This window comes from Pseudomonas sp. HLT2-19-2 (genome assembly GCF_054898005.1).
The window spans coordinates 815,783-829,998 of sequence record NZ_CM142712.1 but is presented as its reverse complement, the minus strand read 5'-3'; the positions used below and the strand labels follow the sequence as shown (position 1 = coordinate 829,998).

12 protein-coding genes are annotated in these 14,216 nt (G+C 60.1%); 6 read left to right on the top strand and 6 right to left on the bottom strand.

Annotation, left to right across the window (positions count from 1 at the left end):
• The first annotated feature begins 25 nt into the window (after positions 1-25).
• Positions 26-1,057: a small ribosomal subunit biogenesis GTPase RsgA gene (rsgA, locus tag ACYZTU_RS03850; protein WP_008153263.1), complete on the top strand. Its 1,032-nt coding sequence runs from the start codon at positions 26-28 to the stop codon at positions 1,055-1,057.
• A gap of 91 nt (positions 1,058-1,148) precedes the next feature.
• On the opposite strand, the gene ACYZTU_RS03845 is transcribed toward rsgA, so the two are convergent.
• From ACYZTU_RS03845 to motA, 3 genes are all read right to left on the bottom strand, one after another.
• The gene (locus ACYZTU_RS03845; RefSeq protein ID WP_461952106.1) at positions 1,149-1,418 is read right to left on the bottom strand and encodes a hypothetical protein; all 270 of its coding nucleotides are present in this window, start codon (positions 1,416-1,418) and stop codon (positions 1,149-1,151) included.
• A gap of 995 nt (positions 1,419-2,413) precedes the next feature.
• Entirely contained in the window at positions 2,414-3,442 is a 1,029-nt protein-coding gene (gene motB / locus ACYZTU_RS03840; RefSeq protein WP_461968149.1) for a flagellar motor protein MotB, read from the bottom strand.
• A 3-nt stretch (positions 3,443-3,445) separates the two neighbouring features.
• A complete protein-coding gene (motA, locus tag ACYZTU_RS03835) occupies positions 3,446-4,297 on the bottom strand; it encodes a flagellar motor stator protein MotA (protein WP_461968147.1) in 852 nt (283 codons plus the stop codon).
• Between the two features lie 166 nt (positions 4,298-4,463).
• On the opposite strand from motA, the gene ACYZTU_RS03830 reads away from it, so the two are divergent.
• The 3 genes from ACYZTU_RS03830 to asd are packed head-to-tail and all read left to right on the top strand — an operon-like array spanning position 4,464 to position 7,739.
• A complete protein-coding gene (locus tag ACYZTU_RS03830) occupies positions 4,464-6,002 on the top strand; it encodes an HDOD domain-containing protein (RefSeq protein ID WP_461968145.1) in 1,539 nt (512 codons plus the stop codon).
• A gap of 42 nt (positions 6,003-6,044) precedes the next feature.
• Positions 6,045-6,860 carry a rhodanese-like domain-containing protein gene (locus tag ACYZTU_RS03825; protein ID WP_461968143.1) on the top strand — a complete coding sequence of 272 codons (816 nt, stop codon included), beginning with the start codon at positions 6,045-6,047 and terminating at the stop codon, positions 6,858-6,860.
• 18 nt (positions 6,861-6,878) lie between these two features.
• Entirely contained in the window at positions 6,879-7,739 is an 861-nt protein-coding gene (asd, locus tag ACYZTU_RS03820; RefSeq protein ID WP_461968141.1) for an archaetidylserine decarboxylase, read from the top strand.
• A gap of 56 nt (positions 7,740-7,795) precedes the next feature.
• Here the strand turns inward: asd and ACYZTU_RS03815 are convergent, their stop codons facing one another.
• Positions 7,796-8,197, bottom strand: coding sequence for a lectin OAA family protein (locus tag ACYZTU_RS03815; protein WP_461968139.1), 402 nt, complete (start codon positions 8,195-8,197; stop codon positions 7,796-7,798).
• A gap of 199 nt (positions 8,198-8,396) precedes the next feature.
• On the opposite strand from ACYZTU_RS03815, the gene ACYZTU_RS03810 reads away from it, so the two are divergent.
• On the top strand, positions 8,397-10,175 hold the full coding sequence (locus tag ACYZTU_RS03810; RefSeq protein ID WP_461968137.1) for a molecular chaperone: 1,779 nt from the start codon (positions 8,397-8,399) through the stop codon (positions 10,173-10,175).
• A gap of 48 nt (positions 10,176-10,223) precedes the next feature.
• On the opposite strand, the gene serB is transcribed toward ACYZTU_RS03810, so the two are convergent.
• Positions 10,224-11,438 (bottom strand): phosphoserine phosphatase SerB, encoded by a 1,215-nt coding sequence (gene serB, locus ACYZTU_RS03805; RefSeq protein WP_282376665.1) that lies wholly within the window; start codon positions 11,436-11,438, stop codon positions 10,224-10,226.
• A gap of 135 nt (positions 11,439-11,573) precedes the next feature.
• On the opposite strand from serB, the gene ACYZTU_RS03800 reads away from it, so the two are divergent.
• On the top strand, positions 11,574-13,106 hold the full coding sequence (locus ACYZTU_RS03800; protein WP_461968135.1) for an AhpA/YtjB family protein: 1,533 nt from the start codon (positions 11,574-11,576) through the stop codon (positions 13,104-13,106).
• Between the two features lie 249 nt (positions 13,107-13,355).
• On the opposite strand, the gene ACYZTU_RS03795 is transcribed toward ACYZTU_RS03800, so the two are convergent.
• Complete coding sequence (locus tag ACYZTU_RS03795; RefSeq protein ID WP_461968133.1) at positions 13,356-14,069, bottom strand: PqiC family protein; 714 nt, start codon at positions 14,067-14,069, stop codon at positions 13,356-13,358.
• Positions 14,070-14,216 lie beyond the last annotated feature (147 nt).

The window sequence follows — 14,216 nt, the reverse complement described above, 5'->3', positions numbered from 1 at the left end:
GCTGCATTCTTGATACGGAACACCCATGGCCAAACGCCAACTCAATCGTCGTCAAAACTGGCGCATCGAAAAGATTCAGGGCGAGCGCGCTGCCCGCGCCGCCAAACGCGAGTCCTCGGCTGTCGAGGCACTTGAGGGGGGCGATCTGGGTCCGGAACAGACGGGCCTGGTGATCGCGCACTTCGGTGTGCAGGTCGAAGTCGAAGCCCTCGATGGCGATTTGGCCGGCCAGGTGTTCCGCTGCCACTTGCGCGCCAACCTGCCTGCGCTGGTGACCGGCGATCAGGTGGTCTGGCGTGCCGGCAACCAGGGCATCGGCGTGATCGTGGCGCAACTGCCGCGCAAAACCGAACTCTGCCGTCCGGACAGCCGTGGCCAGCTCAAGCCTGTAGCCGCCAACGTCGACATGATCGTCATCGTCTTCGCGCCGCTGCCTGAGCCTCACGCGAACTTGATCGACCGTTATCTGGTCGCCGCTGAACACGCCGGTATCCGGCCGCTTCTGTTGCTCAACAAGTTCGACCTGATCGACGAGCAGAACGCCCCGGCATTGAATGCCTTGCTGGCGGTTTACCGCACGCTGGGTTACCCGGTGCTGGAAGTGTCGGCGCACCACGGCAACGGCATGGAGCAACTGCAAGAACAGCTGGACGGGCGCATCAGCGTGTTCGTTGGCCAGTCCGGCGTCGGCAAATCGTCGTTGGTCAACAGCCTGTTGCCTGAAGTCGAAGCCCGTGTCGGCCCGCTGTCCGAGTTGTCCGGCCAGGGCACTCACACCACCACCACCGCGCGGTTGTTCCACTTCCCCGGTGGCGGTGAGTTGATTGACTCCCCAGGTATTCGTGAGTTCGGTCTGGGCCACGTCAGCCGCGCCGATGTCGAAGCCGGCTTCATCGAGTTCAACGACCTGATCGGCACCTGTCGCTTCCGCGACTGCAAGCACGACCGCGAGCCGGGTTGCGCCCTGCTCAAGGCCCTGGAAGAAGGTCGCGTGCAGCAGCAACGGATGAACAGCTACCGCTCGATCATCGCCAGTTTGCCGGAAACCAGCTATTAAATAGCCTTGATCATTTTTGTGACGCCACGAAAATGATCAGCAGCCTCCAGCACGAGACAAAAAAGCCGCGAATATCGCGGCTTTCTCATTTTCAGCGTGCGGCTTTTTCCAGCGTCCAGCCCAAGACGTCCAAGGCGTCACAGCCATCCTGGATCAACATATGCGCAGCGTTGGCGAAATGCTCCAAGTCGTGTCCTTCGGCTTCTTTGACGCACAGGCAGGTGACGCTGTTGAGCAGATTACGCGCGGCTTTGAGTCGGTGGACGGCGGTTTCAAGAAGATCGGAAGCGCGGGCTTCGGTGTCGATGTACAGCGTCGGGCCGACGCTGAAGTTGCCTTGGAGGGGGTGGTATTTGGGCATGGCTTGAATCTCATCTGATAGGTGAAGCTTCCACCCTTTCGCGGCTAAACGAATTAGGGTGGTAGCTGTGCGCGGGTTTAGCCGACCGGACAGATGACCCGGTACACCCGAAGGTGTCCCACGCACAGCCACCATAGACATGTAGTTGCCAGGCAGCAAAAAGCGCCGCGATTATACGGGCGCTTGTGCATCATCTGATACGACCGGCTAAAGTCGATCACCGATTCGTCGGCGACGGACAAACTATAGGCGAGCCTTAAGCGAAGAAAAACCCGGTTTATACGTCTCGGAGACTTCCTACACCTTTCTCGGACATGCCCTCATTCCTTGATTTTTACCGCGATCAGGCAGATGTAAATTCATTTGCAGGCAAAAAAGGCTCATCGTGAAGTCCGGGGAAACACAGATAACGCAATACCTGTAGGAGCCGGCTTGCTGTCGATGGACTCAAGTGCCCCGCGTTTAACCAGTTCACGCGCGTTATAGTTAACGACCATCGCCAGCAAGCCGGCTCCTACAAGGGAACGCGTACACCACCAAACAACGAGGTCGAGCGTTAGCTCGCCTCGCGGTGCTGTTGCGGTGCACGCCCCCTCGAGAGGCCGAGTGGAGGTTCTGCGCAGTGGGCAACCCGGCATGGATGCCGGGTTAGCCGCCCCCGGCCATGGATGGCCGATGGCGGCGGGCCCACGGAGCAGGACCGGAGCGAGGGCATGCCGAGCCTAGGCGAGGCACCGAACGAAAGGGGCAAGAGCGCTTGGTTACTTGGCGCTTTTCCAAGTGACTCGCTGTAAAAGCGAAACCATTGGCAGCCGTTACCGCAGAAATGGATATGTACACACATCAAACACGCCAGCCACAAGGCCGCCATCGCAGCGATGCGGCGACCCGACAAGCCAGCTCCCACAGGGACCGTGCCCACGCTGAAAATGAAGTGGCTTCCAAACCAGTGAAAGCCGCAAAAAAGCCGACATCGCTGTCGGCTTTTTTGTGGGTCACTGCTTCGGCGGTTCACCCGGTTTCGGCGCCGGGTTGTCAAACAGGTTCAAGCGCTCGCGAAGCTCATGCGCCGGCAACGGCTCTTTATCCGCCGGCAACGCATTCGGATCGGCTGGCGTGGCGGGCACTTCGCCTGGGCCACCCTGCCCTTGCGTCGGCTCTGGAACCGGTTCTGCACCTTGCGAACCTTCGATGGCCCGCTGGGCTTTCTTGGTCAGCACCACGATGTCGATACGGCGATTGACCGGGTTGAACGGGTTCTCGCGATCGAACAACGCCGACGAGGCATAACCGACGACGCGTGCCACCTGCGCATCCGGATAGCTGCCGGCGATCAGCGCACGACGTGCCGCGTTGGCACGGTTGGCCGAGAGCTCCCAGTTACCAAAGTCACCGGTGCCCGTGTACGGCTTGGCATCGGTGTGGCCGCTGATGCTGATCTTGTTCGGCACCGCTTTGATGGTGTCGGCCATGGCCAGCAGGATGTCTTCGAAGTATGGCTTCAGACGGGCACTGCCGGAGTCGAACATCGGCCGGTTTTCGGCGTCCACGATCTGGATGCGCAAACCGTCCGGCGTGATCTCGAACAGGATCTGGTCTTTGAATTTCTTGAGTTGCGGGTTCTCTTCGACTTTGTTCTGCAGTTCTTGCAGCAACAGCTCGAGACGCTCCTTCTCAACCTGCTCAGCCATGCCTTCAACCTGCTCGGTGTCGATAGTCACCTTGTCTGGCTGCGGCTGAGATTTCACCTCGGGGTTGAGGGTGTTCTCCGGCGCCAGGGTCGGCGAGCCGCCCAAGTCAATGATGTACGGCGTGCCGCTTTCGGAAAAGCCGACCGGGTCCTTGAAATAACCGGCGATGGCGATTTTCTGTTCGGGTGTTGCGGTGGACAGCAGCCACAGCACCAGGAAGAACGCCATCATCGCCGTCGCGAAGTCCGCGAAGGCGATTTTCCAGGCGCCCCCGTGATGCCCGGCGGCGATGCGCTTGACGCGCTTGATGATTATCGGCTGGTTATTTTCCATGACTTAGCGACCGCGAACCGCTTGTTCCAGCTCAGCAAAGCTAGGACGGTGCGCCGGGTACAGAACCTTGCGCCCGAACTCTACCGCCAGCGACGGCGGCATGCCGGAAGCGGAAGCGACCAGCGAGGCCTTGATGGCTTCGTAGACGTTCAGTTCTTCCTTGGCATCGTGGGCCAGGGAAGTGGCCAATGGGCCGAAGAAGCCGTATGCCGCGAGAATACCGAAGAAGGTACCGACGAGTGCCGCGCCCACGTGCAGACCGATGGAGGCCTGGTCGCCCTCACCCAGGGAAGCCATGGTCACCACGATACCGAGTACCGCCGCGACGATACCGAAACCGGGCATGGCGTCGGCAATACCATTCACCGCGTGGGACGGATGCTCGAGGTCTTCCTTGAGGCTGTACAGCTCCATGTCGAACAGGCCTTCAAGCTCATGGGGAGCCATGTTGCCGGAGGACATGATGCGCAGGTAATCGCAGATGAACGCGGTCATGCGTTCATCTTTGAGCACGACCGGGTACTTGGCAAAAATCGGGCTCGCAGCGGCATCTTCGATGTCGCCTTCGATGGCCATCATGCCTTCGCGGCGGCTCTTGTTGAGGATCTCGTAGACCAGGCCCAGCACTTCCAGATAGAACGTGTGGTTGAAGCGCGAACTGAACATGCCCAAGGATTTCTTGAGCACGTGCATCGTCATGTAACCGGGGTTGGCCTGCAGGAATGCGCCAAGGGCCGCGCCACCGATAATCATCACCTCAAAAGGCTGGATGAGGGCGGCAATTTTGCCGTGGGAAAGCACGTATCCGCCGAGCACGCTCGCGAATACGACGATGATGCCGATAATTTTAGCCATAGGTAGGAGAGCACTTACTGAGTCGGGTTCAAGGTCATATTCGGAAGTTAAAAAATCTCTTCTTCTACTTATCGGCAAAACTGCGCCAGACTATAGCCAGTTCAGGCGAAAAGCCAATTTGGCCCGATCCGGGCATAGGTAATGCAGACGATGATCGCGTCCAACCATGGCTAACGAAACGAACGTACCAACACCAAAACCGACCACTCTTGAAGGCTGGGTCAAGCTTCTCGATGGCGTGCGCCTGCCGGTTCCGCAAGCCAGTCACGACGGTGTCTGCAAGGCCATCGCCAACAGTCGCAGCTCCCTGCGCGATATCGCCGAACTGATGCAGGACAGCCCGGCGCTGGCGCTGAGTGTGATTCGCGAAGCCAATCGCCACAACCATGGCAGCATGACCGAGCCCGCGGAAAACCTTGAGGTGGCGATCAATCGCCTCGGTTTGAAGCGCACCGAAGAACTGCTTTCCCGCCTGCCCGCCGAACCTCAGTCGGACATCCCGGTTGCCCTGCGTCAGTTGCAACTGATCAGCCAGCACGCGACTCAACAGGCCAACGGTTTTTTTGCCAGTCGCCTGGCCCGGCTGTGGCAGGACATTCACTGGGGCAGCCTGCTGTTTCTCTCGCCGCTGTGGCCGATGGCGTTGACCCATCCGCAGCTGCTCGAAGAGTGGGAGCTGCGGGTCATCCATAAAGGTGAATCAGCGGGCAAAGTCGAGAAACAATTGTTCGGCGCACGCCTGCTGGAAATTTGTCTGGCGCTCGTGGACATCTGGCGCCTGCCGATCTGGGTGCAGCAGGGTTATCGGCTGTTGCTCAGCGAGCAGCGTGAGCTGGTGAAAGTGCTGCGCATCGCTCGCGACAGCGATCACCCATTGCGCCAGCAGAACCGCCTCGATGACGATCCGACCCTGCGACGCTGGCTCAATCAACCGGCCAATACAGTGCTGTTGGCCAACGGTCTGGCGCTGTCGGCACAACACGCCTGGGACAGCCCTCACAGTGAACGCTGGCAGTACCTGACCAGCCTTTACCTGCAAATGCCGATGGACGAAGTGCAGCAGCAGTTGCACCAACAGGCCGCCAACAGCGCCCGCCATCACGCTATGCCAGACCTTTGGCACCCGGCCGTGTCACTGATCTGGCCATGGGGCGTAAACCGCATCCACGCCGGTTTGCTGCCGGCCCCGGCGCCGACCGCCGAAGACCTGGCGAAGTGGCGCAGACAATGTGCCGAGTTACTGGTCGATCCCAGCCGCTTCACCAATGCCATTCACTTGACCACCTCCGCCCGGGACGCTTTGGTTGCGTGCGGCATGCGTCGAGTGATGATCCTGATGGCCGACCGCACTCACGCCAATCTGCGAGTGCATCAAACCGCCGGACTGCCAAAAGAAGCGGCCGGCCTGAACCTGATTGTCAGCCAGAGCACCGTGCTGCAACGCCTGCTCTCGCAACAAGCCCAAGTGCGACTGACACCGGACAACAATGCGCAATTTTCGGCGCTGTTGCCGGCCAGCTTGCGCTCACAGTTCGGTGGCGAACACCTGCTGCTACGCTCACTGGTCAATAACGGCCGGGTCATCATGATTGTAGTGGCGGATCAGGGCGGCGGGCCGTTCTCGGAAATCACCGTGCAAGCCTTCGGCAAAACCGCGCAGTGCATCGAAAAGGCACTGCACAGCTTTAGCCTGCGCGGCAAATGACGCTGCGCTACAATCCTCCCCTTTGTGCTCTGGAGACCTCACATGTCTGACTTCTCTGGCTTGGCGCTGGTCATCGAGCCGAGCGACTTGCTCGCCCGTCTCGACGCCCGCGAACTGATTCTGGTGGACCTGACAAGCAGCGCCCGCTATGCCGAAGGGCATATCCCCGGTGCGCGTTTTGTCGATCCGAAACGCACGCAACTCGGTCAGGCGCCTGCACCGGGACTGATGCCGCCGCAAGCGGCACTCGAAGCGTTGTTCGGCGAACTGGGCCACAACAAGGACGCGGTCTACGTGGTCTATGACGACGAGGGCGGTGGCTGGGCCGGTCGCTTCATCTGGCTTTTGGATGTCATCGGCCACAGCCACTACCACTATGTCGATGGCGGCCTGCATGCCTGGCTGGCAGAAGGCTCGCCCATGTCGATCCAGATCCCGGCTCCGGTCGGCGGCCCGGTTGCGCTGACCCTGCACGACGAACCCACTGCCACCCGCGAATACCTGCAGAGCCGACTCGGTGCCGCCGACCTGGCGATCTGGGACGCGCGCGGGCCGCTGGAGTACTCCGGCGAGAAAGTCCTGGCGGCCAAGGCCGGGCACATTCCCGGCGCGGTCAATTTCGAATGGACCGCAGGCATGGATCAGTCGCGCAACCTGCGCATCCGCACCGACATGCCGCAGATCCTGGAAAAACTCGGGATCAGCAAAGACAAAGAAGTGATTACCCACTGCCAGACTCACCATCGTTCTGGCTTCACCTATCTGGTGGCTAAATCCCTCGGTTATCCGCGGGTCAAAGGCTACGCCGGTTCCTGGGGCGAATGGGGCAACCATCCCGATACGCCCGTAGAGATTTAAGGTTTTTAAGGACAGTTAATGAATAAGCGTTTGTTTATCCTCAGCCAATACCTGCTGCCCCATCACCTGCTGTCGCGACTGGCCGGCTGCATTGCCGAATGCCGCGTACGCTGGTTCAAGAACGCCTTCACCGCCTGGTTCGCCAAGCGTTATCAGGTGGACATGTCGCAGGCGCTGGTCGAAGACCTGACGGCCTACGAGCACTTCAATGCGTTCTTCACTCGCGCCTTGAAGGACGGCGCTCGCCCGCTGGACGAGACGCCAGGCGCGATCCTCAGCCCGGCCGACGGCGCGGTCAGCCAACTCGGCCCGATCGAACACGGTCGCGTATTCCAGGCCAAGGGCCACAGCTTCAGCGTGCTGGAATTGCTGGGCGGCGATGCGGCCAGCGCAGCGCCGTTCATGGGCGGTGATTTCGCGACTATTTATCTGTCACCGAAGGACTACCACCGCGTGCACATGCCGCTGGCGGGCACCCTGCGCGAGATGGTCTACATCCCGGGCCGGATCTTCTCGGTCAACCAGACCACCGCCGAAAACGTCCCGGAACTGTTCGCCCGCAACGAGCGTGTGGCGTGCATTTTCGACACCGAGCGCGGGCCGATGGCCGTGGTGTTGGTGGGCGCGATGATTGTGGCGTCGATCGAAACCGTCTGGGCCGGCTTGGTCACGCCGCCAAAACGCGAGCTGAAAACCTTCCGCTACGACGAAGCTGCCCGTGCGCCGATCCATTTGGAGAAAGGTGCAGAACTGGGTCGGTTCAAACTGGGTTCGACCGCTGTCGTGTTGTTCGGGCCTGACCAAGTGAAGTGGGCTGAAGAACTGACGGCCGGTTCGCCGGTGCAAATGGGCCAAGGCATGGGCCTGCCAAAAGCCTGATCACTGATCCGAACCCCGCGAACGTCTTCGCGGGGTCGGACATTTCGGTGGTGCCGTTACTCTATCTGTCCACGGAAGCCGATAGGCCCTTCGTTGGCGTAGGTATTGGTGCCACTGAGGTTTTTCCCTCCGTCATTGGAGGTCACGCTCAACGCCACAACGTTCTGATTATCCCGGCCTCCGATGACCCATTTGCCACCCGGATGCCACGGGGCATCGTTGCCGCCCCACTGATTTTCAACGTTGTACTGGTTCTGGCCCGTGCGTTGAGCCTTGAAGCCAATGGGACCTTCACCCGCATAAGTCATCGTGCCGGTGAAACTCTTCCCGCCATCGCCCGATTTGATCTCGATCGCAACAATGTTCTGGTTGTCCCGTGCGCCTAACGTCCAGTCTCCGCCCGGATGCCAGGGTGCCGAACTACCGCCCCATTGATTTGCTACTACGTATCTAGACATAAACTTCATCTCCTTGAAGTTACAAAGAGACCTGCCCTGCGTAGGCAGCAGGCCGTACGACTGTGCGTATCCAGTCGCACGACTGTCAGATTAGTAGGACACCCGGATGGCACTCGACTGACAGACAAACGGTAGAAATCCATAGCTGCTACAGTCAGACCATTCACTGCCCCTTTCCCGGTTGGAGTTTTTCCACCGCATGAATGAGACCAGTCTCCACCTGTTGCTACGCGCCCCGATCCCGACGCAGTTGCGCCTGTCGTTCTGTGAAGCCACCCCGCGCGACCTCAAGCGCTGGATCACCAATCTGCCCAAAGCCAATATCGGCGAGACCGCTCGCCAGCTGTATCAAGGCTTGAGCGAACTCAACCAGCTGCTCACGCCAAGCGAAAATCGCCTGCAATTGCTCGAACTGTTGCGCCCCGAGGTGTATTACGTCTGCAAACACCTTGAGCGGCATTTCCTGCATCAGTCGATTGTCCTCGACGAGCGTTCGCGCAAGATCGCCAACCTCTGCCAGGCACTGCAAAGTCACTTGGCCATTGGTTATAAACAGATCGTCGTGCGCATCACACCGACGTTCAGCAAGGGCCGTGCGCCGCTGCTGACCCAGGCGCTGCAACGAGCGATCCATTGCCTGAACGGGCCGCTGATTCGCTCGACCAAACTCTATTGCCCGGTGCCGGAAGGCCTGTGGCTGGAGCTGCATCAGCTTTACCGGATCGCCTGTGCACACCGACTCCAGCATCTGAGCCTGCGCGATGAGCTGGCCAGCCAGACGCAATCCCTGAGTATCGAACAGACTTACGTAGTTGCTTTGCTACTGGGCACCTCACGCTGCAATCAACTGCGTCAGAACCAGATTGCCCGAGTGGCCGAGATGCTGGAGCCCTGGAGCCAATGGATCAAGCTGCAACCGGGCAAACCGGCCACCGGTCTGTTTGCCGTCGCGCCAGACCTCGACACCGGGCCGCGTTATCGCACCAAGTTCCGGGCCGAGCAGCAGGAGAGTTTGCTGGGGATCGATCCACAGCCTCTGGTTGCTGCAATCGAAGGGTACTTGCAAAAAACCGACAGTTCATCGCCCCTGCCCGTGCCGACAGAGTTAAGCCTGGATACGTTGCAACATCTCCATACCGCCTGGGGCCAGGCCGCCGAACGCAGTTTCCAGCGCACCGTCGGCCAAGGTACTTTGACCTTGTGCGTGGGCATGAGCGCGCTGCACTTTTATCTGGGCGGGCAACGTTCATTCAGCGACATCCTGAAAGCCCCTGGTGCCCGGCCTGCACAATTTTCGGCGACGTCTGTGACAGGTCGGGAAAAAGACCAATGGCACCAGGCCTTCGACGCCGCCCCCCAAGGCACTGCGGACGCTCTGCTGCCTTACGAAGAGATCGAATACCCGCAGCTGCTGAACGACAACAGCCACGAGGCATCCGACCGCAATCAGCACTTCCCGACCCACGCCCTGTCAGTGATCAATCACAGCCCAGGCGGTTATTGCCTGGCCTGGCCCGGCGCGGTGCCTGCCGAGTTACAGGCGGGTGAGATGGTCGGCATCGAGGACGCTGCCGGTCAGGGCTGGAGCATCGCGGTGGTGCGCTGGATCCGCCAGGTGCGCGGCGGTGGCACGCAGATGGGCATCGAGCAGGTTGCGCCCTTTGCCGAACCCTGCGGCCTGCAACTGGTGCGCACCCGTGATGACCACAGCCAATACCTGCGCGGTCTGTTGCTGCCGCAAATCAGCGCCATCGACGTGCCCGCCACTTTGCTCGCGCCGCGCCTGCCCTTTCAGGAGGGCAACAAGGTCATGATCAATACCAACGGCGAAGAACGCAGGGTCGGGCTGGATCGGCGGGTGGCGAGCACCAATAGTTTCAATCAGTTCGCCTACCGTCCACTGGAGACAGCCAAAAACGACAACGCCGCGGTGAGCGGCGCTGAGGAGAATTTTGATTCGTTGTGGAAGTCGCTTTGAGGGTGAATTCGGTAGACCGCGGCTCGGCCCTGTCAGTCAATACAAAACTCAAAGTTGCCCATCGCGATCCCGGAATCCCAGCAGATACAGCACGCCATCCAGCCCAAGGGTGGAAATCGCCTGCTTCGCCGACTGCTTCACCAGCGGTTTGGCACGGAACGCCACGCCCAACCCGGCAATCGCCAGCATCGGCAAATCGTTGGCGCCGTCGCCAACGGCGATGGTCTGCTCCAGACGCAAACCTTCCTTGTGCGCCAGCTCTTTCAGCAGATCGGCCTTGCGCTGCGCATCAACAATCGGTTCGACCGCCACCCCGGTGACCTTGCCGTCGACCACTTCCAGTTCGTTCGCGAACACATAGTCGATACCCAGCTTGGCTTGCAGTTGCTTGGCGAAATAGGTGAAGCCGCCCGACAGAATCGCCGTCTTGTAGCCCAGGCGTTTGAGTTCGGCGAACAGGGTTTCGGCGCCTTCGGTCAGGCGCAGCGAGGCGCCGATTGAATCCAGCACGCTGACGTCCAGCCCTTTGAGCAAGGCCAGGCGCTCCTTGAAGCTGGCGCGGAAGTCCAATTCGCCGGACATCGCCCGTTCGGTGATCGCAGAAACCTGATCGCCCACGCCGGCAGCCTTGGCCAGTTCGTCGATGACTTCGGCTTCGATCAGCGTCGAGTCCATGTCGAACACCGCCAGACGACGGTTACGACGGAACAGCGAATCTTCCTGGAAGGCGATGTCGACGTTTAGTTCTTGAGCGACGCTGAGGAATTCGGCCCGCAACGCTTGCGGATCAGCCGCTTCACCTCGAACAGAAAACTCGATGCAACCCTTGCCCTGATCGGCCGGGGTGTCCAGCGGCATGCGCCCGGACAGACGATCGATGTGGTCGATGTTCAGGCCATATTTGGCGGTGATCGAACTCACGGCCTGCAATTGCCCGGCGGTCACTTTGCGGGTCAACAGGGTCACGATGTGGCGCTTCTTGCCCTGATTGCCTACCCACTGCTGGTAATCCTCTTCGGACACCGGCGTGAAACGCACCTGCTGATCGAGCTTGTAAGCCGTAAACAGGATGTCCTTGAGCACCGACTTGCCTTGCTCGGTGTCAGGAATTTCAACCAGGATGCCGAACGACAAGGTGTCGTGGATCACCGCCTGACCAATGTCGAGAATGTTCACACCACCCTGGGCCAGAACACCGGTAATGGCCGCAGTCAGACCCGGACGGTCGACTCCCGTGATGTTTATCAGGACGATTTCGCGCAAGGCGCACCCCCGCAGGTGGAAAAAAACCGCATTCTACCCACTTTCAGTGACCATCGGGCACCGTGAGCGCTTTGACGGTCTAGGGCCTGTCGCTATACTGCGCGTCAACTTCACGGACAAAAGAGCCGAGCTCAAGTGAACCGGCCCACGCCAGTAAAAACCGATAACTTCTTTCTGCTGATCTTCCGTGCACTGCGCCACCGCCGTGTACCGATTGCATTACGCATCGCCAGCCATAACGTGATCCTGGTCGCTCTGGCCCTGGTGATCTATGCCTGTGTGATGGGTTTGCAGTTCAAGCAGGCCATGCACGAGCAGGCGGATGCCCTGGGCGAAAGCCTGACCACCCAGACTGCCACGTCCGCCACGGAGCTGTTGGTGTCCAACGACATCCTCAGCCTCAACGTGCTGCTCAACAACCTGACCAAAAACAAGCTGGTGGCTCACGCCGCCATCTACAGCGTGGATAACCGCATCCTCGCCGAAGCTGGTCAGCGCCCCAAGCACAGCTTGCTGGGCGAAGCCGAAGGCATGTACCAGAGCAAGATCACGTTCCAGGACGTGACTGCCGGGCAACTGCGCATCAGCCTGGACATGGATCAGTTCCAGCAGCCGATGACCATCAGCCTGCAAAGCATGGGTATTTTGAGCGCGATTCTGCTGGCGTTGTCCCTGGCACTGAGCCTGCGCCTGGGCCGGCACATCTCCACACCGCTGCTGCAATTGCGGGTGTGGCTGCGCAATATTGACGAATACACCCCGGCCACCGAGCGTCAGGATGAGATCGGTGACCTGGCTCGCCAGCTGCACGCCAACTTTGCGCCAGAGCCGGCCGAGCCGGAACCTGCTCCCGAGCCTGAGTACGACGAAAGCGACTACGAAGACGCAGACGATAACGAGCCAACCTTCGAGGTGCGCAATCTGCGTGACCCGAGTTTTGACGAAACCAAGCCTGTGGCCGGCCTCAAACCTGCGCCACGGCAGATTGTCAGCACCGTTGAAGACGATGACGACGATGATGCATTTGCCGATTTGCGTGATGAATCGGCCGACGTCGCGCCGAAACCGGCAGCAAAACCGGTGATCTCGAACGTGCCACAGCACAGCGCCGTCCTGGCCGTGCAACTGGGCGCTCAGGATCAGCTGCGTCGTCTGCCCCGGACTCGCCTGGAAGAATTGCTCAAACGCTATCGCGACTGTCTCGATCAGGCCGCCTCGCTCTACCAGAGCGAACTGCACACCCTGAACGATGGCAGCACGCTGATGCTGTTCCACACCGAAGACAGCGGCGACGACTACCTGACCAACGCCATCTGCTGCGGTGAGTTGTTGCGAGCTCTGGGCCATCAGCTGCAGATCGAAGTCGCCGACAGCGGCATCACCTTGCAATTGCAGTTGGGCCTGACCCTGGGTGACGAGCTGTTCGGCCTCAGCCAGATCGATCTGCTGCTGACCGAAGCCGCTCAGGATGCGCTGGCCCTGTCGCAACACAGCCGCAACCTGCTGCTGGTGGAGCGCAAGATCGGTGACGACGCGCTGATTCGCCAGCGTGCGCGGATCCGCCCGATCGCAAGCCCTGAGGGTGCGTGCTGTGTAGAACGGCTAATGGAGCCTTATCCGTCGATGCTCGAGCGACAACTGTCGCGGATGCATGAGCGTCGGGCGTAAATCTTAGCCCTAATGTGAAGAAGCCCGCAGATGAGTGATCGTCTGCGGGCTTTTTGTTGCCTGTTCCGACCCCTTCGCTGGCAAGCCATGCTCCTACAGGTGTTGTGTCGTTCACGCGATGTGCGTACGACACGGAACCTGTAGGAGCATGGCTTGCCAGCGAAGAGGCCATCAGGAGCACTGAAGATCTCAACCTGCAGAAACAACAAAGCCCGCACATGGCGGGCTTTGCTTTGGATCAATCCAGGCTTAGAACCTGAACACTTCCATATCGGTCCGGATCGGCGAAGCCATCGGGATCTTCGGTTGCTTTTCCGCTTCCGCCGCTGGTGCCGCCGGCTTGGCTGCCGGCTTTTTCGGCGCTGCGGCGATCGGTGGTTGATTGGCCAGTGGCTTGAGCGCCGTCGACAGTTGCTCGGCCAGACGCTGCAGCAACACACCCTGAGCCTGAACCTGAGCCGCCGTGCCACCGGCATGCTGCTCTTGCAGGTGAATGATGCGGTTATCGCGAACCTGGCCACGACGGTCGATCAGACGCCATTGCGCATCAAGGATCGCCGGTTGCGCCTCACCCGAGTCCAGACGAGTAATCGTCAGAAGAACCTGAACATCCGGCGTGAAGCCCACTGTCGCAGGCGCCAGCACCACGCGCTGGCTGTCCAGATGACCGGCGACCTGACGCAGCAGCAGCTGATCGATATCGGACGACAGGCTACCCGCCCAACGACCATCAGTCGAAGCTTGCAGGCTGCCATCCGGCTGTCGCTGCAACAAGGTTTCGCGCTGCAGGTAATCAGCTACCGTTACCGGACCCAGCAATACAGCCATGCCCGCGCTTTGCGCAGGTTGAGCCGGACTTCCGCTGTCCAGCTGATACAGCGACACCGGCTGGTGTGTGCTGCAACCCGCCAGGCCAAGAACGCCAGCAAGCATCAAAATAAAAGGAAGGCGCAGAGCAGTCATCGTCCCATCCCAGTGGTTGCCACAAGGCTAACCACAGTGAAAATACTCAATAAATATGAAGAACGCTCGGCCACGCCGGCGCTTGAAAGGCCATATCATCCGTGAATATGCGTGCCGACTCCAGTGCCAAAGCGTCGATCTACGCGT

Bases quoted from the DNA above. Each gene is read 5' to 3' on its own strand.
- rsgA (WP_008153263.1), top strand. From the start codon at position 26: ATGGCCAAACGCCAACTCAATCGTCGTCAAAACTGGCGCATCGAAAAG.
- asd (WP_461968141.1), top strand. From the start codon at position 6,879: ATGAATAAGCGTTTGTTTATCCTCAGCCAATACCTGCTGCCCCATCAC.
- ACYZTU_RS03810 (WP_461968137.1), top strand. From the start codon at position 8,397: ATGAATGAGACCAGTCTCCACCTGTTGCTACGCGCCCCGATCCCGACG.
- motB (WP_461968149.1), bottom strand. From the start codon at position 3,442: ATGGAAAATAACCAGCCGATAATCATCAAGCGCGTCAAGCGCATCGCC.
- ACYZTU_RS03830 (WP_461968145.1), top strand. From the start codon at position 4,464: ATGGCTAACGAAACGAACGTACCAACACCAAAACCGACCACTCTTGAA.
- ACYZTU_RS03795 (WP_461968133.1), bottom strand. From the start codon at position 14,069: ATGACTGCTCTGCGCCTTCCTTTTATTTTGATGCTTGCTGGCGTTCTT.
- motA (WP_461968147.1), bottom strand. From the start codon at position 4,297: ATGGCTAAAATTATCGGCATCATCGTCGTATTCGCGAGCGTGCTCGGC.
- ACYZTU_RS03815 (WP_461968139.1), bottom strand. From the start codon at position 8,197: ATGTCTAGATACGTAGTAGCAAATCAATGGGGCGGTAGTTCGGCACCC.
- ACYZTU_RS03845 (WP_461952106.1), bottom strand. From the start codon at position 1,418: ATGCCCAAATACCACCCCCTCCAAGGCAACTTCAGCGTCGGCCCGACG.
- ACYZTU_RS03825 (WP_461968143.1), top strand. From the start codon at position 6,045: ATGTCTGACTTCTCTGGCTTGGCGCTGGTCATCGAGCCGAGCGACTTG.